This window comes from Flavobacterium cheongpyeongense (assembly GCF_003202435.1).
GTDB lineage: Bacteria > Bacteroidota > Bacteroidia > Flavobacteriales > Flavobacteriaceae > Flavobacterium > Flavobacterium cheongpyeongense.
Window position 1 is genome coordinate 53,775 of the sequence record NZ_QJHK01000015.1, and the last position, 25,944, is coordinate 79,718.

Sequence of the window (25,944 nt, forward strand, 5' to 3'; positions counted from 1 at the left end):
TGGTTTGGTTAATTTGTAGTTTCATTAAAAAAAACAACACTATGACAGGCAACAACTGCTGCCGTTTCAGTACGTAAACGGGTATTTCCTAAAGTTACAGGCTGAAAATTATTTTCGAGAGCCAATGCAATTTCCTTTTCAGAAAAATCGCCTTCAGGACCAATTAAGAGGGTTACATTTTCGTTTGGTTTCAAGACTTGTTTCAGTGATTTTTTAGCTGTTTCTTCGCAATGTGCAATAAGGTTCAGGCCTTCACTTTTTTGTTTGATGAATTCTTTAAATGAAATTGAGGAATTTAATTTTGGTAAAAAAGTTTCGTTTGATTGTTTCATTGCCGAAAGAATTATTTTCTCAAAACGTTCAGCATTTATTGCTTTTCTTTCTGAGCGGTCGCAAAAAACAGGTGTAATTTCCCGTACACCAATTTCTGTTGCTTTTTCCAAAAACCACTCATAGCGATCATTCATTTTTGTAGGGGCTACAGCTAAATGCAAATGAAATTTAGGTTCAGGGGATTTTTTTACCGAAAGTACTTCAACAATACATTTGTTGTCTGAAGCCAGCGTGATTTTGGTTTCAAACAATAACCCTAAGCCATTTGTAACGTGTAAAATATCAGAATCTTTTTTTCGTAATACCTTTATTATATGACGGCTTTCTTCTTTATCAAAAGAAAAAGTTTCAGTCGTTTCATCTATACCCGGATTGTAGAATAATTGCATAATTAAAATTGAATTCGCGCTTTAGAAACAACAGCTGAGGTTTCAAAACGGCCTGATAAATATTTCTGATAGCCTACAATTCCTATCATTGCGGCATTGTCTGTAGTATATTCAAATTTTGGAATAAAGGTTTTCCAACCGTATTTTTTTTCAGTTTCTTTCAGTGTAGTTCTGATTCCTGAATTTGCAGAAACCCCGCCACCAATAGCGATTTGCTTAATTCCTGTTTCTTTTACCGCTAATTTTAACTTGTCCATCAAAATTTCAATAATCGTATCTTGTATCGAAGCACAAATGTCATTTAGGTGTTCTTCAATGAAATTTGGGTTTTCAATTTTTTTCTTTTGAATGAAATATAAAATGGCAGTTTTTAATCCTGAGAAACTAAAATCTAATCCGGGTACCTTTGGTTTTGTAAAAGCAAAGGCTTTCGGGTTTCCTAACTGCGCATATTTATCTATTAAAGGACCACCCGGATAAGGAAGTCCAAGGATTTTGGCACTCTTGTCAAAAGCTTCTCCTACAGCATCATCAGTAGTTTCACCTATGATTTCCATATCAAAATAGCCATTGACTTTTACAATTTGTGTATGTCCGCCACTAATAGTTAAGGCTAAAAACGGAAACTCAGGTTTATCAAAGCCTTCTTCGTCTATAAAATGGGCCAAAATGTGGGCATGCATATGATTTACAGCAATCAGTGGAATTTTTAAAGCCAATGACAATGATTTGCTAAAGGAGCTCCCAACAAGTAACGACCCCATTAAGCCCGGACCCTGTGTAAAAGCAATAGCTGTTAATTGCTCTTTTTGTACATTTGCTTTGCGTAATGCAGCATCAATAACCGGTACAATGTTTTGTTGATGTGCCCGGGAAGCCAATTCAGGAACAACTCCGCCATATTGATTGTGAATTAACTGGTTTGCTACAACATTTGATAGTACTTTGTCGTTATGTAAAACCGCGGCGGCAGTATCATCGCAGGAACTTTCGATGGCAAGAATAAAAACCTCTGAATTTTGCATATAAAGGCACAAATTTTGAATTATATTTGACAAATCAAATTTTCAACTTTCTTTGATTGTAAAGGAGGAGCCAAAATTAAAGAATTTTTATCAAAAAACAGTCGTTCTTTGACTGTTCAAAATGAATTTAAAAGACAACTAAAATAAAAGCAGCTATCAAAAAAGTAAAAAAAATAATATCCAGAACCCTAATAGGGTTCGTTTTACTTGTACTGGTATTTGCTATTACATTGTCTTTGCCTTTCGTACAAACTAAAATTGCACACTATATTACAGATACTCTCAATGCCGATTTTAAAACCAATATTAGTATTGAAAAAGTAGCAATAAATGTTTTTGGTGGGGTCAAACTTAAAAAAGTATTGATTCTGGATCATCACAAAAAGACTTTAATTTATTCAGATATTATTACTACAGACATTTTAAGTGTTTCAAGACTTATAGATGGTGATTTGATTTTTGGAGATGTCCGCCTGACAGGTCTGATTTTTAATCTGAAAACCTATAAAAATGAAGATGAGAATAATATCAATGTTTTTATACGATTATTCGAATCTGGAAAACCAACCAAATCAAAAAAGCACTTTTTGTTAACAGCTAAAAATGCTTATATTGCTCAAGGTACATTTTCTGTAATTGACGAAAATAAAAAGACACCGAAGCTTATAGACTTTAAAAAACTGAATATTTATATCAGTGAATTTAAATTATACGGTTCTGAAATAAATACAAATATTCACAGATTTTCTTTTTTAGACCACAGAGGCTTATATGTATCAAATTTGAGTTCCAAATTCAGCTATACCAGAAAACAAATTAAACTTGAAAATTTAGCTATAACAACCAAAAGATCCAATATTTACGGTAAAGCGATTTTAAATTATAACATCAAAGATTTTCTGGAATTCACAGATAAAGTAAGGTTCGATGTTAAATTAGATTCTGCTTCATTAGCTTCTAACGATATACGTTATTTTTACAATGAATTAGGAAAAAATCAGCATTTTAAAATAAAAACAAAGATAGAAGGTCCCCTCAATAACCTTAATCTGAAACACTTGAGATTCAGTGATACAAATGGCTCACGGATTGTAGGAAATATTAATTTTAGAAATCTTTTAGGAAACAAAACTCAAAAGTTTTCTATGAGTGGTAAATTTGATAAACTGATTTCCAGTTATGATAATCTGGTTGTTTTGCTGCCGAATGTTTTAGGAAAAAAACTTCCTAAAGAAATGCAAAGAATAGGCAGGTTTAATATTGTAGGTACGGCAAAAGTTTCGATCACAGATTTAGAATCCAAATTTAGAGTAGCAACTGATTTGGGTAATGGAAAGGCTGAACTGCATATAAACAATATGGATTTTATTGATAAGGCATCTTATTCAGGAAATATTGTTTTGGATAATTTTAATGTTGGTGCTTTATTAAAGAGGAAAGATATTGGTAAAACAACCTTAAATTTAGATATTGACGGGGTTGGCTTTTCTAAGAAATATTTAAATACCATTGTAAAAGGAGATATTACTAAGCTGGATTATAATAATTACACTTATAATAATATTGTTGTAAATGGAAATTTTAAATTGCCATATTACAAAGGAAAGGTTGCGGTTAACGATCCTAATTTAAATTTGACTTTTGACGGATTGGTTGATTTGAGTAAACGTGAAAACAGATATGACTTTCATATTAATGTAGAAAATTCGGATTTACGAAAATTAAAATTTGTAAATGACTCAATTTCCAGTTTTACAGGTGATGCCATTGTACAGGTCAGCGGAAATTCTATTCAAAGTTTACACGGAAATATCTTTATAAAAGACGCCGTTTACCAAAATCCAAAATCAACTTATGTTTTTGATGAAGTAACCATCAATTCCAGCTTTGATGCAGATCAGTTACGTACCATCTCTATAAATTCGACAGATGTTGTAAACGGTCAAATAGTAGGTAAGTTTCAATTTGATCAGTTAGATAAACTGGTCATGAACTCTGTTGGAAGCCTTTATACAAATTACAAACCTTATAAAGTTAAAAAAGGACAATTCCTTCGTTTTAATTTTCATGTTTACAATAAAGTGGTAGAAATGTTGTATCCGGATATTGAAATTGATTCGAGTACCGCTTTACGTGGAAGAATTGATGCTGACAATCATGAATTCAAATTTCGATTTAACTCCAAAAAGATAACAGCCTCAAAAAATACATTTGATAATATCCGAATCAATATTGATAATAAAAACCCTTTGTATAATGCATTTATAGAACTGGATAGCATTAAAACACCATACTACAAAATTCGGGACTTTAATCTGATTAATGTAACAGCAAAAGACACCCTTTTTGTCCGCTCTGAATTCAAGGGAGGAAATAAAGGCGAGGATTACTTTAATTTAAACCTTTACCATACAATAGATAAAAGCAAAAATAATATAGTAGGGCTTCATAAATCTGAGATAAAGTTTAAAGACTATCTCTGGTATTTAAACGAAGATGATGCAGATAATAACAAAGTAGTTTTTGATCAGAAATTTAAAAATTTTACAATTGATAACATCATATTGTCTCATGAAAATCAGAAAATTGATTTGAACGGCATTATAAAAGGAACCGACTATAAAGATTTGGTGTTGAATTTTGAAGATGTCGACATCAATAAAATTACTCCTCTGAATAAAAAATTTGTTGTGAACGGTAACCTTAACGGAAACGTAAATTTTAAACAGAATAAAAATAGCTACCAGCCAACAGCTACAATTGAAATCGATGATTTGAATTTAAATAAAATAGACCTCGGAACTTTGAAATTTGATATTTCGGGAGACGAAACGTTTAAAAAGTTTACCATAAATTCTTCTGTCGAAAACAATTATGCCCAATCTTTCAAAGCAGAAGGAAGTTTTGCGATTCAGAATAAAGAGACAATATTAGATTTAAAATTAAAGCTCGACAACTTTAATCTGGCGGCTTTGAGCACAATTGGAGGGAATGTTTTATCCAACATACGAGGAAGTGTCTCCGGAAATGCTGCGATTGCCGGGAATCTTAAAAAACCTGAAATCAATGGAAGGCTTTATTTAGAAAAAGCCGGCATGACGGTGACCTACCTTAATACGGATTATGAGCTAAATAACCGCACTGTCGTAGATTTAACAGATGAAAAGTTTTTGTTCAGGAATAATCAGCTTACAGATACGAAGTTTAAAACTAAGGGCATGCTGAATGGAAGCATCGAGCATAAGAATTTTGGAGACTGGAAACTAGATTTAACGATAACTTCAAAAAAATTATTGGCACTTGATACAAAGGATAGTGATGATGCGGCATATTATGGAACAGCTTTTATTAATGGTAAAGCAAGTATAACAGGGCCAACAGAAGCCTTATTTATTAAAGTTGACGCAAAATCTGGTAAAGATACTCAAATAAAAATTCCAATAAATAATGTACAAAGTGTAGAAGAAAAAAGTTTTATCCATTTTGTAACACCAAAGGAAAAATATAATTTGGCCAATGGTATTGTAGATAGAACAAGAAATTATAATGGTCTGGAATTAGAATTTGATTTTGACATTACACCAGATGCAGAAATAGAGGTTATTTTGGACAGGGATTCCGGACACGGAATGAAAGGCAGAGGTTATGGATCACTTTTGTTTAAAATAAATACCCTTGGTAAGTTTAATATGTGGGGGGATTTCCAGGCTTATGAAGGTACCTATAACTTTAAATATGGCGGATTAATAGATAAAAAATTTGCTGTTAGAAAAGGGGGGTCAATTATTTGGGAAGGAAACCCTATGAAGGCACAATTAAATTTAGAAGCCGTATACAAAACAATTGCGAATCCTGCTGTATTATTAGAAAATTCCTCATTCAATAAAAAAGTTCCTGTAGAGGTTGTCATTGGTTTAAGAGGCGATTTAACTAGCCCTGAGCCAAATTTTGATATTCAGTTTCCTTCTGTAAGTAATGTTTTGAAATCAGAAATACAATATAAACTGGATGATAAAGACATTCGTCAGACCCAGGCTTTATATCTATTGTCTACAGGTTCTTTTATGAGTACAGATGGTTTTAGTCAGGGAGATTTATCAGGAACATTATCCGAAACAGCTATGAGCTTATTGGGAGGTATCATTAAGTCGGATAATGATAAAATTGATGTTGGGTTTAATTATGTTTCAGCTGACAGGCGTATAGGTCAGGAGGCTGATGGAAGGGTAGTAGCCACGGTATCTTCGCAAATAAATGAACGGATTACTATTAATGGAAAAGTAGGTGTTCCGGTAGGAGGTATAAATGAATCGGCAATTGTAGGGGACATTGAGGTACAATATAGGATTAATGAAGACGGAACTGCAAATCTGCGTTTGTTTAATAAGGAAAACGATATTAGTTACGTAGGACAGGGAATTGGTTATACACAAGGAGTTGGGATTAGTTATGAAGTAGATTTTGATACTTTTAGTGAGTTAGTCAATAAAATTTTTAAGAAGTATAAAGTAGAAAAAACGGTTAAAAATCCAAACGATTTACAGGATTCTAATTTAAACCCTGATTATATAAATTTTACAAACGCTAAAAAACAAGCTGAAAGGGATAAAAAAGAATCTGATAAAAAAGAAGAAAAACAACAAGAGCAACAAAAGAGTAATGACCAGGGACTGATTCCTGATGATGATTTTTAAGCAAAATTGTTAAGCGATTTTTTGAGTACTTTTATGAATTATCAAAAACTATAATTTTATAACACTTCATTTGTAGATTGTTAATTTTACATTTTTAACTAAAAAAGCATGCTTTTATTATTTTTAATGAATTTTTTACTATATAAAAACTTATTAACCGAAAACGTTTGAATTTGATGTTTTTACTAATTTATTATAAGCATCAACTGAAAAGTGATGAATGTTTGCTAATTTTACACTTTAATACTTAAATAATGCCAAAAACAATAAAAAAAGTAGGTGTCCTTACCTCAGGGGGAGACTCGCCAGGAATGAATGCCGCAATACGATCCGTTGTTCGAACATGTGCCTATCATAATATAGAATGTTTGGGAATTTATAGAGGTTATCAGGGAATGATTGAGGGAGACTTCAAAGAAATGGGACCTCGAAGTGTAAATAATATTGTAAACAAAGGAGGGACGATTTTAAAATCGGCACGCTCAATTGAATTCAGAACCCCTGAAGGTAGAAAAAAAGCGTATGATAACCTTATAAAAGCAGGCGTTGACGCTCTTGTAGTTATAGGTGGGGACGGAAGTTTTACCGGGGGATTAATTTTTAATGCTGAATATGGTTTTCCGGTAATGGGAATTCCAGGTACAATTGATAACGATATTTTTGGAACCAGTCACACCTTGGGTTACGATACAGCCTTAAATACAGTTGTAGATTGTATTGATAAAATTAGGGATACTGCCAGTTCACATAACCGTTTGTTTTTTGTGGAGGTTATGGGTAGGGATGCCGGGCATATAGCTCTTAATGCAGGTATCGGTGCAGGAGCCGAAGAAATCCTTATTCCCGAAGAAGATTTAGGTCTGGAAAGACTTTTAGACTCTCTTCAAAAAAGTAAAGCTTCAGGAAAATCATCAAGTATAGTAGTTATTGCAGAAGGCGATAAAATTGGTAAAAACGTATTCGAATTAAAAGATTATGTTGAAGCTAATTTACCTGAGTATGATGTCCGTGTTTCAGTTCTCGGACACATGCAGCGCGGTGGTTCTCCATCATGCTTCGACCGGGTTTTAGCAAGCCGTTTAGGAGTAAAAGCAGTAGAATCATTGTTAGATGGTAAGTCAAATTATATGGTTGGTTTACAGCAGGATAAAGTAACACTGACACCGTTAGAACAAGCAATTAAAGGGAAATCTGAAATTGATATGGAATTATTAAGGGTATCTGATATCATGTCAACATAATAAGGAACGAAGTTTATAGTGAGGAAATTAAACTTTAAATTAGTAAAATAAAAACAAAAACAAAATCGAGTAAAATGTCAAAAGTAAAATTAGGAATAAACGGATTTGGAAGAATTGGAAGAATCGTTTTTAGAGAATCTTTCAATAGAGATAATGTAGAAGTAGTTGCTATCAATGATTTATTAGATGTAGATCACTTGGCATACTTATTAAAATATGATTCCGTTCACGGTCGTTTCGACGGAGATGTAGAAGTTAAAGAAGGAAAATTGTATGTAAACGGAAGAAATATCCGCATTACTGCTGAAAGAAATCCAGCGGACTTAAAATGGAATGAAGTTGATGTTGATGTAGTTGCTGAGTGTACAGGTATCTTCACAACTATCGAAACTGCAAATGAGCACATTAAAGGTGGTGCTAAAAAAGTAATTATTTCTGCTCCTTCTGCAGATGCTCCAATGTTTGTAATGGGTGTAAACCATGAAACTGCAAAAGCTTCTGATCTAGTAGTTTCTAATGCTTCTTGTACAACAAACTGTTTAGCTCCTTTAGCAAAAGTTATTCACGATAATTTCGGAATTGTTGAAGCTTTAATGACTACTGTTCATGCTACAACTTCAACTCAAATGACTGCTGACGGACCTTCCAGAAAAGACTGGAGAGGTGGACGTGCAGCGGCAATCAATATTATCCCTTCTTCGACTGGTGCTGCAAAAGCTGTTGGAAAAGTTATTCCTGAACTGAATGGAAAATTAACAGGGATGGCTTTCCGTGTTCCTACTGCTGACGTTTCTACAGTAGATTTAACTGTAAAAGTAGCTAAAGAGACTTCTTACGAAGAGATTATGGCTGTTTTGAAAAAAGCTTCTGAAACTAACCTGAAAGGTATTTTGGGCTACACTGAAGATGCTGTTGTTTCTCAGGATTTCATTTCAGACAAAAGAACTTCAATCATTGATGCCACTGCAGGTATTGGTTTAAATTCAACTTTCTTTAAATTAGTATCATGGTACGATAATGAGTACGGATACTCTAGTAAATTAATTGATTTATCTGTGCATATTGCAGGTTTAAAATAATATTTTATTCAGAGAGAAAGTCCCGTTATTTCAAAATGACGGGATTTCTTATTTTTGTTATGTCTTTAATTAATGTAAAAAACACACTTGTAATTAAAGAAAAACTAACTCAAAAACCAAACTAAAATGAAATTAATAGTTGATAGTGGATCTACTAAAGCAGACTGGATTGCGATTGATGACAGTGGAAAAGTATTGTTCACAACACAAACTTTAGGTTTAAATCCCGAAATTCTTGATGGTCCCGAGATTATCGAAAGAGTAAATGACCGTTTTGATATTTCGCAGAACAAAAAAGAAGCTACCCATTTGTTCTTTTATGGTGCAGGCTGCGGTACAGACAGAATGAAACAATCTTTATCTCAGGTATTTCAGGAATATTTTGAAAATGCTATTGTAGAGGTTCATGAAGATACTTATGCTGCAGTATATGCAACAACACCAAAGGGAGAACAAGCAATTGTCAGTATTTTAGGAACAGGTTCTAATTGTAGTTATTTTGATGGTAAAATTTTGCATCAAAAAGTGCAGTCACTAGGTTACATCGTAATGGATGATTGTAGTGGAAACGTTTTTGGAAAAGAACTAATCAGAAAGTATTATTTTAATAAAATGCCAAAAGAACTGGCAATCGAATTAGAAAAAGAATATGATTTAGATCCGGATTTCATTAAAAATAAATTATACAAAGAACCAAACCCTAATGCTTATCTGGCCACTTTTGCTAAGTTTTTGATTCAGCATAAAGATTCTGAATTTTGCAGAAAAATTATTTTTAAGGGAATGAAATCTTTCGTTAAAAACTATATTAAACAATATGATAATTGCCAGGAGGTTCCTGTTCATTTTGTAGGTTCAATAGCTTTTTATTTAAAAGATGAGCTCCAGGAAACATTTGATAAATACGAACTTAAGTTAGGTAATGTTTTAAGACGTCCAATTGATGGTCTTATCGCTTATCACGTTGCTAATAAATAAATAATCAGAATGGAAATTGCAATTATTGCGCATGATGGTAAAAAAGCAGATTTAATTAATTTTTTAATTAAAAACACATCAGTACTGCAAAATGAAAATATTAGCCTTATTGGTACCGGTACTACCGGAGGAAAAGCAGAGGCTGCTGGCTTTAGAACAAGACGAATGCTTTCAGGGCCATTAGGAGGTGATGCTCAGATAGCCGGAAGGGTAGCAGAAGGCTTAACCCAAATGGTTTTCTTTTTTAAGGATCCTTTGTCAAGTCATCCACATGAAGCAGATATAAATATGCTTATCAGGGTTTGTGACGTACATAATGTGCCACTGGCAACTAATGAAGCAACGGCACAATTATTATTGGATGCTATTGCACAGCAATTATAGAAATCTCAATATTTACATTTTTTGGCAGACAAGCCACCTGAACCGTTTCACGAGCTGGAGCGGTTTTTTCATTAAAGTATGATCCGTAAACGGTATTAATGGCGGCAAAATTAGTCATATCCATTATAAAGATTGAAGCTTTTACAACGTTTTCAAAAGTCATGTCCGCAGCTTCTAAAATAGCAGCGATATTTTGCATAACCTGATGTGTTTCGTCGTTAATGTTTTCGGTAATAAGTTCCCCTGTAGATGGATTTATAGCGATCTGTCCGGAAGCATACAGTATATTTCCGGATAAAACAGCCTGATTATAAGGGCCGATAGGAGCTGGTGCTTTTTCGGTAAAGATTATTTTTTTCATATCTGAATATTAAATTTTTTTAAAGGTTTATCTGTTAGAGTTACTTCGTTTATCCCATTTTATGTCACTGAGCATTCCTGATTTTATTCCGATAAAGAAATTCCAGTTCGCATAAGTGCCTAGTGGTGTCCAGTTAAAAGACATTCTCCAGCTTAATAAATCTCTTTCAAAACGTAGTTGGGTAAAAGTAACACCTTTTTGTACGAAATCATAACCGGTTGAGATTCCGCCTTTCCATTTAGGTGTGATATCCATATTTGCTGAAACCATGATTGAATTTCCTGAGATCTTATTTTCCCGGTTAGTATTTGAATAAGTTAACGAATAAGCCATTGTCATATCCCAGGGAAGTTTTGAATTAAAGAATTCCGTAATGACATTCTCAGAATCTTCTTCTGCAAACTGGCTTTTTCGGGTATCATTAAGGTCGGTGTTTGTTCCAAATAAATCATCATCCCGACCTCCATTTCTTTTACTTTGCTTGTTTTCATCCTTTTTGTCATTTTTGTTTGAAAAAGAATAATTCAAAGTCATATTTGCGCTTGTCATTCTGAACAGGCTTCCTCCATTATTAATATTGAACACATTAATTTGCTGTCCGGAATTATCAATTGCATACGGATTTAAAGTTGCTGCAAAATTAACATTCATTTTGTTTTCAAATAATTGAGTACCACCGCTCACACGAACAGGCTCAAGAGCAAATGTTGTTTTTCCGTCAGCATTAAAATTATAGCTTGTGCTGAAATTTAAATTATTTAACAGCATTACTTTTTTAGGTTCAGTTTTGGTGCTGTCTTTGTCAGTTACCTTTGCTTCAAAAGTATTGCTTAAATCAAATCCTATAATGTTGGAATTTGATTTCCCAGGCGATCCGTAAACACCATTTTCAAATCGGGTGTAATCTTTATAATTTGTGCCAGTTGCGTCTATAGCATAGGTGTCATAATATTTTTCAAAACTAGGAGTATAGGAATAGGAAAATGAAGGACGCATGACATGACGTATGGCTTGTATTTTCTTTGTATCCCCAAATTTAAAAGTACCATAAATAGTTGTTCCTAAGCTTGAGCTAAAGTTATAGGTTCTAAAGGCGTCAAAACCATTCACTGTTTTCTCTACAACAGAGTTTGAACTCTGGTCAAAAGATTTATTGATTGTTTTAGTTACCCAGGTTTCCTGATAATTGGTAGAGGCACTGGCACTAAAGTACTTGAATATTTTAAAATTGGTACTAAGCGGTATACTATGTTGCATCCCAATTTGTGCATTATCAAACATTTGAGGTTTGAAAAATAAGGAATCGTTAGTTACAAAACTGTTTTTACCGCTGACATTATATTGTAAGTTAATGTTTTTAATTAAACCTTTTTTGACCCCGTCTTTTCCAACAAAAGGATATATACGATCAATACTTCCCTGTAAAGACGGAAGTGTCATGTTGATTTCTTCTGTTTGCGTATTCTGAGAATGTGTTGCCGTTAATGCTATTCTGGCTTGTGGGATTGTATTAAAAGTTTTATTCCAGGAAATGGATGAGCTAAGCGTGTTATTTAAGCTTGAACCAATGTTGGCCTGATTTATGGACTGCTTAAAATATTTACTGCTACCCATATTTACAGAGGCAGAAAAACTGGAATTGGGATTCGATTTAGAATCTTTTGAATGTGACCACTGAAGATTATAAATATTTTGTTTTGAGTAATCAGGATAACCTCTTTCACTTGATATTAAATTTTCAAATCTAAAATTGACATTCCCTCTATATTTGTACCTTTTTGCATAAGAAGATTCAAAGCGCATAGCGTAGCTGCCATTTGTATAATAATCACCTAAGACGGTTAGATCATAATTATCGCTTAAAGCAAAATAATATCCTCCATTTTGTAGTGAAAATCCTCTGGTATTCGAGTCATTATAACTAGGGATAATAATTCCGGAAACACTTTTTTCCTGGCTCATAGGGAAATAAGCATACGGTAATGCAATTGGGGTGGGTACATCTGCAATAACCATATTTGTCAATCCTGTAATTACTTTTTTTCCGGGAACAAATTTTACCTTACTTGTCCTAAAATAGTACTCAGGATTGTCAACATCTGTAGAGGTAGTAAAACGAGCACCCTTCAAATAGTAAACAGAGTCATTTTCTTTTTTAGTAACCTGTGCTTTTATCTTGAATTCTCCCTGTTCTGTTCTTGAATTGTAAATTAAAGCTTTTTTAGTTTTAAAATTAAATCGAATCGAATCTGGCTGAACCTCATTAGATCCTTGTTTAAAATTTGGATATTGTGTTAATACCCCGGCAGAATCTTTTATTCTTCCGGCATATACTTCATCTTTGTCATAATTAAGAACAATAATTCCTGATTTTAGTTCTATATCTTTATAGTATAACTCAGCTTCATCATAAAGGGTTAATGTTTTGTTTTTTTGGTCAATTTTTTGGTAACCTTTTGCGGTACGTTTCACTATTCCGTCCAAAAAAGCCTTTTTAGGTTTTATACTGTCAGCTTTAATTGTGTCTTTTACAGTTTTTGTAGTATCTGTAGAAGCCTTTTTATCTTTATCAGTTTGTCCTGCAATTGGTAACGGATTTTTTTTAGGCTTTTTTTCTTGTGAATATAAATTACCACATCCTAAACTTAGGAAAAATGATAACAAAACGATATTAAATAAGTTTGTATGCAAAGGTTTAAATGCTATTTTTGTAAAAGTATGGCTTGTTTTTTGACATGTCAAACTTACATATAATTTTTTGGCAAAAATAATCAATTGTAAAAATTATAGCTTTGCATTTTATTAAAATTAACTTTTAGATTTATGAACATTTTAAACAAAACTAAATTAATATTTATTTTTTTTCTAACTATAACGTCTTTTTGTGGCCACTCTCAGTCTAATGTTTTCAAAGTAACTCTTGATGCAGGGCATGGTGATCATGATTTTGGAGCTGTTTATAGTGGTCGTATTGAAAAAAATATTGCTTTGGCGATTGTTTTGAAAGTAGGGAAAATTTTAGAACTAAATCCAAATGTTCATGTTATTTATACCCGTAAAACAGATGTTTTTATCGATTTAGTAGAAAGAGCCAATATCGCAAACAGGGCCAATTCTAATATTTTTGTTTCCATACACTGTAACGCAAATAAAAATACAGCTGCAGACGGAACAGAAACTTATGTCATGGGTTTGAGTAAGGTAGCATCGAATCTTGAAGCTGCGAAAAAAGAGAACTCTGTAATTACTTTAGAAAAGGATTACAAACGTAAGTACGAAGGCTATGATCCCAATTCGCCTGAATCAATGATAGGAATGACCCTGATGCAGGAAGAATATCTGGATAATAGTATCTCACTAGCCAGTAAAATTGAAGATAATTTTGAGAAATTAGGAAAAAAACTTCGTCACGGGGGAGTTAAACAGGCTCCTTTTATGGTACTTCATAAGGCATATATGCCAAGGGTTTTAGTAGAAACAGGATTTGTGTCTAATCCTACAGAAGGAGATATTTTAAATTCAGAAGCAGGGCAAAACGATATTGCAGAGGCAATTGCAAGTGCAATATTAAGTTATAAAAGAGAATACTTCGGAACCGGGGCTCCTGAAATAAATGAAGTAAAACCTGCAAAAGATACTTCTGTTCCTGCAAAGCCAAAAACAGTTGAAACTACTCCCAAACCAGTTAAAGATACTCCTAAAGGGACTTTCTTTAAGGTGCAGCTTATAGCAAGCATAAAAAAAACACCATTAGAGCCTAAAAAATTTAAAGGTTTAAAGAATGTGACAATGATTTATGAAAATAACATTTATAAATATTTCTATCAGGAAACTTCCAGTTATGAAACAGCCCAGAAATATTTGAAAGAAGCTAAAAGCAAAGGATATGGAGCGGCATTTTTGGTAGCTACCAGAGATGGAGAAAAAATCAGTATTCAGGAAGCCATCAAATAATACTGGTAAGTTCGGATATTTATATTAATTTTGTATTAAACACTTACAATTTTGAAACTAACAAGAGAAATTAAAACGGCTATTTTAGTCATTGCGTCAATTTTATTATTTATTTGGGGTTATAGTTTTTTAAAAGGCAGAGACCTTTTTACAAATTACAAAACATTATATGTAGAATATGATAATGTTGAAGATTTGGCAAAATCAGCTCCGGTAACTTTAAACGGACTTGGAATTGGTAAAGTAAATAAAATTACAATCAATGAAACAACGGGCAAGTTATTAGTGGAACTTCAGCTAAAAACTGATTTTCCAATTTCTAAAACCAGTAAAGCGGCATTGTACTCCCCAAGTTTAATTGGCGGAAGGCAAATCAAAATTATTCCAAATCTGGCAGATAAAAATCCGGCTGATGATGGAGAAACTCTTGAATCGGTTGTAGAATTAGGATTAACAGAATCTTTAGGGGGTAAAATGGAACCAATTCAGCAAAAACTGGATTTAATGCTGGCTAATATTAATACACTGGTTTCCGGATTAAACAATGTTTTGGATAAAAAAGGTCAGGAAGATATAAAGAAAGCATTGTCTGAATTGAGTCAGACGATGGAGCAATTTCACAGAGCTTCAGGAAGCCTTAATTCTATTCTGGATACAAATAAAGGACAGATTAACGGAGTGGTGACGAATTTGAATAAAATGTCAGGCAACTTCAATAAAATATCAGATTCTTTAAACAAGGCCGATTTAGGTAAAACAGTTAGGAACTTAAACCAGACTTTGGCTAAGGTAGATGGTATTATGAGTAATTTAAACTCTGGAAAAGGTACAGCAGGCAAACTTTTAAATGATGATGCCTTGTATGATAATTTGTCTAAAACTTCAAAAGAGTTAGAACTGCTTTTGCAGGATGTGCGGTTGCATCCAACACGTTATGTAAATGTTTCTGTTTTTGGGAAGAAGAACAAACCTTATGTAGCGCCAACAGAAGATAAAAATACGACGACTAAAAAATAAAGGAAATGAGCTACCTAGATAATATTTTATTCGCTATAGTTTTGATAGCTGGTTTTGCTTTTTTTGCTTCAGGTGTAAAAAAAATTATTCGGAATATCAATTTGGGTATTGATGTTGACAGAAAAGATAATCCTAAAGAACGTTTGGCAAACATGATTTTGATTGCTCTTGGTCAGTCTAAAATGGTGAAACGTCCTGTTGCCGGAATCCTTCATGTTTTTGTATATGTTGGATTTATTATTATCAATATCGAATTGCTCGAAATTATTATTGATGGGTTATTAGGAACGCATAGAATTTTTGCCCCTTATTTGGGAGAAGTCTATAATGTATTAATAGCTTCATTTGAAATATTAGCGATACTTGTAATTTTTTCTGTTACCGTTTTCTGGATCAGAAGGAACCTCATTAGGCTCAAACGTTTTATACATTCTGATTTAAATGGATTTCCTAAAAATGATGCGAATTATATATTGTATTTTGAAACCGTTCTGATGATCATGTTTTTATTGATGAACGCCTCAGATCTGCATTTACAAAATGTTCCTGGAGGAGTTTTTCATAAAGCAGGAAGTTTTCCGGTAAGTCAGTTTATAGCACCTCTTTTTAACGGAATGTCAAACGAATTGGTGATCTTGTTGTTTGAAGTTTTCTGGTGGCTTCACATTGTAGGTATTTTATGTTTTATGAATTACTTGTATTTTTCAAAACACCTGCATATTCTTTTAGCATTCCCAAATACTTATTTTGCTGATCTGAGACCAAAAGGGAAATTTGATAACCTGGCATCCGTTACCAAAGAAGTAAGATTAATGATGGATCCAAATGCAGATCCGTTTGCAACTGCTCCGGTGGATGAAAACGCTGTTCCTGCCAAATTTGGGGCAAGTGATGTCCAGGATTTAAGCTGGGTTCAGTTATTAAATGCTTATACCTGTACAGAATGTGGGCGTTGTACCTCTGCGTGTCCAGCAAATCAAACAGGTAAAAAATTATCTCCCCGTAAAATTATGATGGATACGAGAGATCGTTTGCAGGAAGTAGGAAAAAATATAGATGCCAACAAAGGAGTTTTTGTACCGGATAACAAAACATTATTGAATGATTATATCACCCCGGAAGAATTGTGGGCTTGTACATCTTGTAATGCCTGCGTTGAAGAATGTCCGGTAAATATTAGTCCTTTGTCTATCATTATGGATATGCGCCGTTATCTGGTTATGGAACAAAGTGCTGCGCCAATGTCGCTAAATGCGATGATGACTAATATCGAAAATAACGGAGCACCCTGGCAATATAGCCAGCAGGACAGATTGAACTGGAAAAACGAAAATTAAAAAAAAATATTTAATTGGTTAATCGTTAATTCGTTTAATTGATTCAATAAAATAAATTTTAGGTTTTAAGGAAGTTTGGAGTTAGATTCGTTAATAGCTAACCCGTCTTTAATGATTAACCTATTAAACAAAAAAAAGAAGATGTCAGAAAGTTTAGTAGTACCAACAATGGCAGAGATGCTGGCCGAAGGAAAACAACCGGAAGTATTGTTCTGGGTTGGTTGTGCAGGAAGTTTTGATGATAGGGCTAAAAAAATCACAAAAGCTTTTGTGCGAATTCTAAACCGTACAAATGTTTCTTTTGCGGTATTGGGTACAGAGGAAAGCTGTACCGGAGATCCTGCAAAAAGAGCCGGAAACGAATTCTTGTTTCAGATGCAGGCCATGATGAATATCGAGGTCTTGAATGCATACGAAGCTAAAAAAATAGTAACAGCCTGTCCGCATTGTTTTAATACTTTGAAAAATGAGTACCCTGAATTGGGAGGAAACTATGAAGTAATTCATCATACAGAGTTTTTAAAATCATTAATTGACGAAGGAAGACTCACAGTTGAAGGCGGTCAGTTTAAAGGAAAGAAAATCACTTTTCACGATCCTTGTTATTTAGGAAGAGCCAACAAAGTTTATGAAGCGCCAAGAGATCTGATTCAGAAACTTGATGTCGAATTAGTCGAAATGAAACGTTCAAAAGCAAACGGATTATGCTGCGGAGCCGGAGGTGCACAAATGTTTAAAGATGCAGAACCAGGAAACAAAGAAGTAAATATCGAAAGAACCGAAGATGCGCTTGAAATCCAGCCGGATATTATTGCTGCAGGTTGCCCATTCTGTAACACTATGCTAACAGACGGTATCAAAAACAAAGAAAAAGAAGGTTCTGTAAAGGTGATGGATATTGCTGAGTTAATTGCTAATGCGCAAGATCTTTAGTTAAGATTCTGAGCTACTAAGAGGCTAAGGTTCTAAGTTTTGAAACCTGAAACCTGAAACAAAAAAATAAAATCTAAAATTAAAAATGTATATACCTTTTGAAAATTTACCCGGTGAATCCAGAGTCTGGATTTATCAATCGAACAGAAAATTTTCTGAGGAAGAATTTTCTGAAATAGAAACAGATTTAAAATCATTTGTTGAACAATGGGCAGCACACGGAACAAGTCTGGAAGCTTCATATCAACTAAAATACAATCGTTTTATCATATTAGCTGTTAATCAGGAAGTACAGGCTGCTACAGGCTGTTCGATTGACAGTTCGGTTGAATTTATTCAGGGTTTGGAGAAGAAATATAACGTTGATTTGCTTGATAAAATGAATGTTACTTTTAAACTTGGTGAGCATATCGCTCATAAACCCTTAATTGATTTCAAGAAAATGGTAAAAGACAAATCGGTATCAGAGAATACCATTGTGTTTAATAATTTGGTAAACAATATCGAAGAGTTTAACGAATCATGGGAAGTTCCTGCGGCTGATAGCTGGCACAGTCGATTTTTCTAAGAGACATTATAGTATATTGAAAGGCATGAAATTTAGGTTTTATGCCTTTTTTTTTGAAGTTAATTGGTTTAAATTGTTTCAGGTTTCAGGTTTTTTGTCAAAGTTTGTCATGCCGAGGAACGAGGAATCCCCGCAAGTAACTCCACAAAGAAATGCTAATCTTGTTGATTCAACAACGGAGTTTTCTTTTTTCTCGGAATGGCATATTATTATATTTGATTTCAATCCCTTCAAGATGCAGATAATGTTAATAAAAAGGTAATTCAGTACCCGAAGATTTGGTTTTTTTTATAAAAATCGGAATCACAAAAATTGCGAGAAACCTGTTAGGGTTTATGTAGCACAGGATAAAAGGCTTTTACAAAAACAAAAACCTCTAATCTAGCCCCGATGGGAGTGATATCCTTTTATGGCGGGGTTTGCCATAAAAGATATAACGGACAGCGGGACAGGTGTTCCTTAAAAACTGAAAATTACTGCTTCTTGAAATGATTATCAATTATGTTGTCTAAGAAGTAGCTACAAATTAAGGAAAATCTAACAATCTAAAACTGTAATTAAACGTGTTTTTTGAGTACTTTCGTAGTACTAAATTTAATACATGAAAATAGCAATAGTTTGTTATCCGACGTTTGGCGGAAGTGGGGTAGTTGCCACTGAGTTAGGTCTTGAATTAGCCAGACGTGGACACGAAATCCATTTTATTACGTATAGCCAGCCTGTGCGATTGGCGCTTTTAAATCCAAATGTTCATTATCACGAAGTAAACGTTCCTGAATACCCTCTTTTTCATTATCAGCCCTATGAATTGGCTTTGTCAAGCAAATTGGTTGATATGGTAAAGTTGTACAAAATCGAACTTTTGCATGTACATTATGCAATTCCTCACGCTTATGCGGGTTATATGGCAAAACAAATGCTAAAAAACGAAGGAATTAACCTTCCGATGGTTACCACGCTTCACGGTACGGATATTACGCTTGTTGGAAATCATCCTTTTTATAAACCTGCAGTAACTTTCAGCATCAATAAATCAGATTATGTGACTTCGGTTTCCCAAAGTTTGAAAGACGATACGTTGAAGTTATTCAAAATCAAGAATAAAATTAAAGTGATTCCCAATTTTATTGAATTGGATAAAGTGGTTAAAGATCCTTCAGCACCCTGCCATCGAAGTGTTATGGCAAAGGAAAATGAGCGGATTATTACCCATATCAGTAACTTTAGAAAGGTAAAACGAATTCCGGATATTATTAAGATTTTCTATAATATCCAGAAAGAAATGCCCGCAAAACTGATGATGGTTGGGGACGGTCCTGAAAAAGAGAATGCAGAGATTTTATGTCAGGAATTAGGAATTCTGGAGAAGGTAATTTTCTTCGGGAATAGCAATGAAATTGATAAGATTTTACTTTTAACGGATTTGTTTTTACTGCCATCAGAAACAGAAAGTTTTGGTTTGGCAGCCCTGGAAGCTATGGCTTGCGGGGTACCTGTAATTTCGAGTAATTCAGGCGGTTTGCCAGAAGTAAATTTTGATGGTATTTCGGGCTACTTAAGTGATGTTGGAAATATTGAAGAAATGGCTTCTAATGCTATTAAAATCCTTAAAGATGATAAGGTTTTGAGAGAATTTAAGAACAATGCTCTCGAAGTTGCAAAAAAATTCGACATCAAAAACATATTACCTAAATATGAAGCCTTATATCAAAGAGCGATTGACGATTATAAAGAATAGAATTAACTATAAAACAAACGGTAAATGAAAAAAGTAATTTCGGTTTTAGCAGTTTTTGTCTTGATTTCCTGTGGTGTAAAAAAAACATCAGATTCAAACACAGCATTGTATGAAATTTTGACAAAACAGTCTGATGGAGGTGGAAATATCAAATTTTTTGAAATTTTGACTGAACCAAACGAAATCATGATGCTTCAGAATGATCCGCTTTTAAAGGATAAAATGAAAAAGGATGATATTGATCATTCTAATTATGTGATTCTGAATATGGGAGAAAAAAATACCGGGGGTTATTCAATTGAAGTTGAAAAGGTTGAAGAAAACGATAAAAACATTATTATTACTGTTAAAGAAAATGTTCCTGCTAAAGATGCTATGGTGATGCAGGTGATTAGTTATCCTTATACGGTTGTGAAAATACACTCTAAAAAAGAGATCGTTATCAAGTAAAAAAAACCTGTCGCTTTTAAACGACAGGTTTTTTTATAAAGTTTTATTGGAAATTTAGAATCTGAATCTTGCTCCTAGACCTACATCGAAACCAAAGTTATCGTCATCATAATATCCTGAACCAATTTCAGGTCTGGCATCTAATGATAGAGTAAGAGGAAATTCCTTAAATCTGTATTCTATACCAATATCACCAGCTGCAAAAACATATGTTCCCCTGTCATCAAAGTCGCCTCCAGGTCCGTTATAATCGTAATCCCAGGCTGCAACACCACCCCCAACACCGGCATACCAGTTGAAGCCTCCATCAATATTCCATACCCATTGATAAAGAGCAACTCCTTTTATTGCATCAACATATCTGTCGTCTCTCCATCCTAAGTCAAATTCAAGTCTGTTTTTTTGGTTCAGCCCTAATTGGTATGATATTTCACCTCCAAATCCGTTATTGTCCCCCAGACGTAATCCTAATGCATGTTTAGAAATTCCCTGTGCTTGTGCCATAAATGCTAATCCAAATAGCATGATGGCAGATAAAATGATTTTTTTCATAAAAATGGTTATTAATTTTTGTCAAAATTATAATTACTGTTCAGATCAAACGTATAAAATTGTTTAAAATTGTTATGTAATTCCCATATTTTATGAAATAATTTTTCAGTTCAAGCTAAGTGTTGAGTAAGTTGTTAATTGTAAAAAAGTTACTTTTTGGTTATAATTGAAGTTATTAATTTTGAAGTTAAAATATCCTCCATTTCAAAAAGATTTTCTTCTGTTTCGCTAAAGTCAGCATTAGAATAAGCGAATAACTTCCAGCGTTTTTTGTGGTATTCCAGAGCGGTTAAATTTTCAATCCAGTCTCCCGAATTTAAATATAAAGTTGAACCATGTTTGTTCTCTTTTTTAATAATTTTGGGTTCATGAATGTGACCACATATAACATAATCATATTTTTTTTCTATAGCCAGATCAGTAGCAGTTGTTTCAAAATCAGAAATAAATTTAACAGCTTTTTTTACACTTGCTTTTATTTTTTTTGAAAATGAATAAGGTTCTCTTCCCAATTTTGCTAAACACCAATTTGCAAATCGATTGCACAGAATCAAATAGTCATAACCTAAGCCTCCCAGTTTTGCAATCCATTTTGAATGTTGTACAGAGGCATCAAAAACGTCCCCGTGAAAAATCCATGCTTTTTTATCGTCTAATTCTAAAACCAATTTGTCGACCAAAGAAAAATTCCCCATATTCATGTCACTGAATTTTCTCAGGATTTCATCATGGTTTCCTGTAATGTAATACACCTTTGTACCTTTTGAAGCCATTCCGATGATGCGCTGAATAACTTTTAAATGTGATTTCGGGAAATAGGATTTTCTAAATTGCCAGGCATCAATAATATCGCCGTTTAATACTAATGTTTTAGGTTTAATGCTTGAAAGGTAGTTGTTTAACTCTTTGGCATGGCTGCCATAAGTCCCTAAATGCACATCTGAAATGATGACCAATTCGACATTTCTTTTTTTCAATTTTTTATTAATTTGAAGTTTAACAAATGAAGTAAACCAAAAGGGATTTTATTTTATCAAAAGGTTATCAATTTAACTGTAGTTTTAATAAATTATGATTTTTTAAGTGAGATTCTCCAAGTCAATACTGTTTTAAATTTTTTAATTTAATTCATAAAACTTACATTTGCTCAAAACTAATTATAATGGCAGGAAATAGCTACGGCACACTATATAAAGTTACCACATTTGGAGAATCTCATGGGGAAGCTTTAGGCGGAATCATAGATGGTTGTCCATCAGGAATTGAGATTGATTTTGAGGCAATTGAACTGGATATGGCACGAAGAAAACCAGGGCAATCAGCAATAGTTACACAAAGGAAAGAACCGGATGCGGTTCGGTTTTTATCGGGCATTTTTGAAGGCAAGACTACCGGAACCCCAATCGGATTTATAATTCCGAATACCAATCAAAAATCAGATGATTATTCACATATAAAAGATAATTACAGGCCTAGTCATGCAGATTATGTGTATGATCAAAAATATGGTTTTAGGGATTATCGCGGTGGCGGAAGAAGCTCAGCACGAGAAACAGCCAGTAGAGTAGTAGCAGGAGCAATTGCGAAACAAATGCTGCCTGAAATTAAAATTAATGCCTACGTTTCATCTGTAGGGCCAATTCACTTGGAGACACCGTATCAAGAGTTGGATTTTTCTAAAATCGAAAGTAATCCTGTACGTTGTCCTGATGAAAAATCGGCAGCAATTATGGAAGAGTATATTCGTGATATCCGCAAGCAGGGTGATACTGTCGGAGGAGTAGTTTCTTGCGTGATTCAGAACGTTCCTGTTGGTTTAGGCGAACCTGTTTTTGATAAACTGCATGCCGAACTAGGAAAAGCAATGCTTTCAATTAATGCAGTAAAAGGTTTTGAATATGGTAGCGGTTTTTCAGGTTCAGAGATGAAAGGAAGCGAGCATAACGATTTATACAATCCTGACGGAACTACAAAAACGAATCTTTCAGGTGGAATTCAGGGGGGCATCAGCAACGGAATGGATATTTATTTCAGGGTAGCTTTTAAGCCTGTTGCGACTATTATGCAGACCCAGGATTCATTAGATAATAAAGGCAATATTACACCAATGACCGGAAAAGGACGTCATGATCCATGCGTTGTGCCAAGGGCTGTGCCTATCGTTGAGGCTATGGCTGCTATTGTTCTGGCTGATTTTTATTTAATCAACAAGACATATTAATTTAAAAGCAGGCATTGAAGGTCTTTTTTTAATTATAAAATCAAACAATAATGGATACAATCCAAAAGCAAAAAAAATCTTTTTTTTCCGGACTTACAGGTCAAATTTTAATAGCCATGATTTTGGGGGCTATTTTAGGAATTATATTGCACAATTCGATTTCAACTGAAGCAGCACAATCGTTCAGCAATAAAATAAAAATGCTGGCAACTATTTTTATTCGATTGGTTCAGATGATTATTTCTCCGTTGGTTTTTACCACTTTGGTAGTTGGAATTGCAAAATTAGGAGATATTAAAACTGTTGGAAGAATTGGAGGTAAGGCACTTGGATGGTTTTTTACTGCTTCTTTTATATCCTTATTAATTGGTCTTTTTTATGTAAATATTTTAGAGCCGGGTGTTGGAATTAAATTAGGTAATGTTGATATGGGAGCCGCTTCTGAGGTAACGGCTAAAACGCAAAATTTATCTTTTGAGAATTTTGTTGAGCATATTGTTCCTAAGAGTATTATTGAAGCTATGGCAACTAACGAAATTCTGCAGATTGTAATCTTTTCAATCTTTTTCGGGTTAGCTGCGGCATCTTTAGGAACTACAGTAAAACCAGTTATAGGTGCTTTAGATAAAATATCACACATTGTATTAAAAATGGTGAATTATGTAATGAACTTCGCTCCAATTGGAGTTTTCGGAGCTATTGCAGGAGTATTTGCTGTTAGGGATGCTGAAGAATTATTGATAACTTACTTTAAGTTCTTCGGTTCATTTTTATTAGGAATAGGCACATTGTGGGTTGTTTTGATTGCGGTTGGTTTTATTTTCTTAAAAGGAAGAATGATCGAATTATTAAAACGTATAACCGGCCCTTTAGCAATTGCTTTTGGGACAACGAGCAGTGAAGCTGTTTTTCCTAAACTGACAGAAGAATTAGAAAGTTTTGGGGTAAAAGACAGAATTGTTTCTTTTATGCTCCCGCTTGGATATTCTTTTAATCTTGACGGAAGTATGATGTATATGACTTTTGCAAGTATCTTTATTGCACAGTTTTATAATGTGCATTTAGATTTGGGTACCCAAATGGTTATGCTTTTGGTCTTAATGTTAACCAGTAAAGGAATTGCAGGTGTTCCAAGAGCAAGTCTGGTAGTAGTTGCGGCTACTTGTGGTATGTTTGATATTCCGGTAGAAGGAATCGCATTAATTTTGCCAATAGACCATTTTTGCGATATGTTCAGAAGTGCAACCAATGTTTTAGGAAATGCTTTGGCAACTTCAGTGGTTGGACAATGGGAAGCCAATAAAGAACTTGAATCTCCTTTGACAGAAAATATTTAATTCAATTCTATATGTTGTAAAAAGGGTTGTGATCACTTGAATTACAACCCTTTTTTCTGATGTTAAAAAACAATAAGCGTTGGTTAGTACCAGCGTTTTTTGTTTTGCTTTGAAGCATTAGATTTTCTTGATTTATGAGCGCCACCACTTCTATTTGAGTTTTTTGGCTTTTCAGAAGTTGCTTCCGGGCTTCCGGCGTGCCATTGGTATTGATGATCGCTGATTGTTTTTACATCAACTTTTATCAGTTTTTGAATGTCTTTCCAATATGGATGTTCATCCTTACCGCAGAATGAAATAGCGATTCCGCCATTTCCGGCACGGCCTGTCCTTCCAATTCGGTGTACATAGGTTTCAGGGATGTTAGGCAAATCAAAATTGATTACAAACGGTAACTGATCAATATCAATTCCTCTTGCAGCAATATCAGTTGCAACTAATACACCAACTTCTTTGTTTTTAAAAGCATCTAAAACGCGTTGTCTTGCATTTTGAGATTTGTCCCCGTGAATTGCTTCTGCCGGAATATCTTTTTTACGCAGTGCTTTCACGACATTGTCTGCTCCGTGTTTGGTTCTTGCAAAAACCAATACATTTGATAATCCTTCTGTTTTTATTAAGTGATAAAGTAAATTTCTTTTTTCTGTTTTCTCAACAAAATAAACGCGTTGTTCTACATTTTCTGCAGTTGATGAAACAGGTGAAACTTCTACTTTTGCCGGATCCTGCAAAAACATTTCTGCCAGTTCACGGATCGCAATAGGCATTGTAGCAGAAAATAAGAGCGTCTGACGGTTTTTAGGGGTTAATTTTACTATTTTTTTGACATCATTAATGAAACCCATATCCAGCATTTGATCAGCTTCGTCAAGGACTAAAACGTGTAAATGATTTAAATCCAGAAAACCTTGTTTCTGTAAATCTAAAAGTCTTCCAGGAGTGGCTACTAAAATATCTACCCCTTTTTTTAAGGTGTCAACCTGCGGATTCTGAGAGACACCTCCAAAAATAGTCAACTGAGTCAGATTAGTGTATTTAGCATAAGTGTCAAAACTTTGTCCAATTTGTACGGCCAGTTCTCGTGTTGGTGTAACTATAAGGGCACGGATTTGTTTGGCTTTTTTTGATGAACCGACAATTCGGTGTAACTGATGTATAATCGGAATTGCAAATGCAGCTGTTTTTCCTGTACCTGTTTGTGCGCAACCTATTAAATCTCTACCCGCCAAAACAATCGGAATAGATTGTTCCTGAATTGGTGTAGGATTTAGGTAGCCTTCTTCAAATACGGCTTTTTGTATACTTTTTGAAAGTGATAAATCTTCGAATAACATATCTTAGGTATTAAGAATT

At 33.9% G+C, this 25,944-nt stretch carries 21 protein-coding genes; 14 read left to right on the forward strand and 7 right to left on the reverse strand.

From position 1 onward, the window contains the following. Window positions 1–8 precede the first annotated feature (8 nt). Together DMB65_RS15895 and tsaD are read right to left on the reverse strand one after the other, a co-directional pair. Window positions 9–722 (reverse strand): 16S rRNA (uracil(1498)-N(3))-methyltransferase, encoded by a 714-nt coding sequence (locus DMB65_RS15895; RefSeq protein ID WP_110307619.1) that lies wholly within the window; start codon window positions 720–722, stop codon window positions 9–11. 2 nt (window positions 723–724) lie between these two features. Beyond that, window positions 725–1,747 carry a tRNA (adenosine(37)-N6)-threonylcarbamoyltransferase complex transferase subunit TsaD gene (tsaD, locus tag DMB65_RS15900; protein WP_110307620.1) on the reverse strand — a complete coding sequence of 341 codons (1,023 nt, stop codon included), beginning with the start codon at window positions 1,745–1,747 and terminating at the stop codon, window positions 725–727. A 230-nt stretch (window positions 1,748–1,977) separates the two neighbouring features. Here tsaD and DMB65_RS15905 point away from each other — a divergent pair, with 230 nt between their 5' ends. From DMB65_RS15905 to DMB65_RS15925, 5 genes are all read left to right on the forward strand, one after another. After that, window positions 1,978–6,441, forward strand: a complete 4,464-nt coding sequence (locus DMB65_RS15905) for a translocation/assembly module TamB domain-containing protein (RefSeq protein ID WP_110307621.1) — start codon at window positions 1,978–1,980, stop codon at window positions 6,439–6,441. Window positions 6,442–6,695: 254 nt separating this feature from the next. Further along, the gene (gene pfkA / locus DMB65_RS15910) at window positions 6,696–7,682 is read left to right on the forward strand and encodes a 6-phosphofructokinase (RefSeq protein WP_110307622.1); all 987 of its coding nucleotides are present in this window, start codon (window positions 6,696–6,698) and stop codon (window positions 7,680–7,682) included. A 74-nt stretch (window positions 7,683–7,756) separates the two neighbouring features. Then, on the forward strand, window positions 7,757–8,761 hold the full coding sequence (gene gap, locus DMB65_RS15915) for a type I glyceraldehyde-3-phosphate dehydrogenase (RefSeq protein ID WP_110307623.1): 1,005 nt from the start codon (window positions 7,757–7,759) through the stop codon (window positions 8,759–8,761). Window positions 8,762–8,887: 126 nt separating this feature from the next. Continuing rightward, the gene (locus DMB65_RS15920) at window positions 8,888–9,739 is read left to right on the forward strand and encodes an N-acetylglucosamine kinase (protein ID WP_110307624.1); all 852 of its coding nucleotides are present in this window, start codon (window positions 8,888–8,890) and stop codon (window positions 9,737–9,739) included. A 9-nt stretch (window positions 9,740–9,748) separates the two neighbouring features. Next, window positions 9,749–10,123 carry a methylglyoxal synthase gene (locus DMB65_RS15925; RefSeq protein WP_110307625.1) on the forward strand — a complete coding sequence of 125 codons (375 nt, stop codon included), beginning with the start codon at window positions 9,749–9,751 and terminating at the stop codon, window positions 10,121–10,123. Here DMB65_RS15925 and DMB65_RS15930 read toward each other — a convergent pair. Both DMB65_RS15930 and DMB65_RS15935 read right to left on the reverse strand, forming a co-directional pair. Next, entirely contained in the window at window positions 10,104–10,484 is a 381-nt protein-coding gene (locus DMB65_RS15930; RefSeq protein ID WP_110307626.1) for a Rid family detoxifying hydrolase, read from the reverse strand. The genes DMB65_RS15925 and DMB65_RS15930 overlap by 20 nt on opposite strands. Window positions 10,485–10,511: 27 nt before the next feature. Further along, the gene (locus tag DMB65_RS15935) at window positions 10,512–13,226 is read right to left on the reverse strand and encodes a putative LPS assembly protein LptD (RefSeq protein ID WP_165834972.1); all 2,715 of its coding nucleotides are present in this window, start codon (window positions 13,224–13,226) and stop codon (window positions 10,512–10,514) included. 81 nt (window positions 13,227–13,307) lie between these two features. On the opposite strand from DMB65_RS15935, the gene DMB65_RS15940 reads away from it, so the two are divergent. The 7 genes from DMB65_RS15940 (at window position 13,308) to DMB65_RS15975 (ending at window position 20,481) form a co-directional block, all read left to right on the forward strand. Next, entirely contained in the window at window positions 13,308–14,438 is a 1,131-nt protein-coding gene (locus DMB65_RS15940) for an N-acetylmuramoyl-L-alanine amidase family protein (protein WP_110307628.1), read from the forward strand. A 51-nt stretch (window positions 14,439–14,489) separates the two neighbouring features. Next, window positions 14,490–15,455 carry an MlaD family protein gene (locus tag DMB65_RS15945; RefSeq protein WP_110307629.1) on the forward strand — a complete coding sequence of 322 codons (966 nt, stop codon included), beginning with the start codon at window positions 14,490–14,492 and terminating at the stop codon, window positions 15,453–15,455. 5 nt (window positions 15,456–15,460) lie between these two features. Next, entirely contained in the window at window positions 15,461–16,792 is a 1,332-nt protein-coding gene (locus DMB65_RS15950) for a (Fe-S)-binding protein (protein ID WP_110307630.1), read from the forward strand. Window positions 16,793–16,933: 141 nt separating this feature from the next. Next, window positions 16,934–17,725, forward strand: coding sequence for a (Fe-S)-binding protein (locus tag DMB65_RS15955; protein ID WP_110307692.1), 792 nt, complete (start codon window positions 16,934–16,936; stop codon window positions 17,723–17,725). Window positions 17,726–17,810: 85 nt separating this feature from the next. Continuing rightward, window positions 17,811–18,293 (forward strand): ABC transporter ATPase, encoded by a 483-nt coding sequence (locus tag DMB65_RS15960; protein ID WP_110307631.1) that lies wholly within the window; start codon window positions 17,811–17,813, stop codon window positions 18,291–18,293. 601 nt (window positions 18,294–18,894) lie between these two features. Further along, a complete protein-coding gene (gene bshA / locus DMB65_RS15970; protein ID WP_110307633.1) occupies window positions 18,895–20,031 on the forward strand; it encodes an N-acetyl-alpha-D-glucosaminyl L-malate synthase BshA in 1,137 nt (378 codons plus the stop codon). Window positions 20,032–20,055: 24 nt separating this feature from the next. Further along, window positions 20,056–20,481: a protease complex subunit PrcB family protein gene (locus DMB65_RS15975; RefSeq protein ID WP_110307634.1), complete on the forward strand. Its 426-nt coding sequence runs from the start codon at window positions 20,056–20,058 to the stop codon at window positions 20,479–20,481. A 54-nt stretch (window positions 20,482–20,535) separates the two neighbouring features. Here the strand turns inward: DMB65_RS15975 and DMB65_RS15980 are convergent, their stop codons facing one another. Both DMB65_RS15980 and DMB65_RS15985 read right to left on the reverse strand, forming a co-directional pair. Further along, window positions 20,536–21,033: a hypothetical protein gene (locus DMB65_RS15980; RefSeq protein ID WP_110307635.1), complete on the reverse strand. Its 498-nt coding sequence runs from the start codon at window positions 21,031–21,033 to the stop codon at window positions 20,536–20,538. A 149-nt stretch (window positions 21,034–21,182) separates the two neighbouring features. Beyond that, on the reverse strand, window positions 21,183–22,010 hold the full coding sequence (locus DMB65_RS15985) for a UDP-2,3-diacylglucosamine diphosphatase (protein ID WP_110307636.1): 828 nt from the start codon (window positions 22,008–22,010) through the stop codon (window positions 21,183–21,185). A 185-nt stretch (window positions 22,011–22,195) separates the two neighbouring features. On the opposite strand from DMB65_RS15985, the gene aroC reads away from it, so the two are divergent. Together aroC and DMB65_RS15995 are read left to right on the forward strand one after the other, a co-directional pair. Further along, window positions 22,196–23,254 carry a chorismate synthase gene (aroC, locus tag DMB65_RS15990; protein ID WP_110307637.1) on the forward strand — a complete coding sequence of 353 codons (1,059 nt, stop codon included), beginning with the start codon at window positions 22,196–22,198 and terminating at the stop codon, window positions 23,252–23,254. A gap of 50 nt (window positions 23,255–23,304) precedes the next feature. Then, window positions 23,305–24,591: a dicarboxylate/amino acid:cation symporter gene (locus tag DMB65_RS15995; RefSeq protein ID WP_110307638.1), complete on the forward strand. Its 1,287-nt coding sequence runs from the start codon at window positions 23,305–23,307 to the stop codon at window positions 24,589–24,591. A gap of 83 nt (window positions 24,592–24,674) precedes the next feature. Here the strand turns inward: DMB65_RS15995 and DMB65_RS16000 are convergent, their stop codons facing one another. Further along, on the reverse strand, window positions 24,675–25,925 hold the full coding sequence (locus DMB65_RS16000; RefSeq protein ID WP_110307639.1) for a DEAD/DEAH box helicase: 1,251 nt from the start codon (window positions 25,923–25,925) through the stop codon (window positions 24,675–24,677). Window positions 25,926–25,944 lie beyond the last annotated feature (19 nt).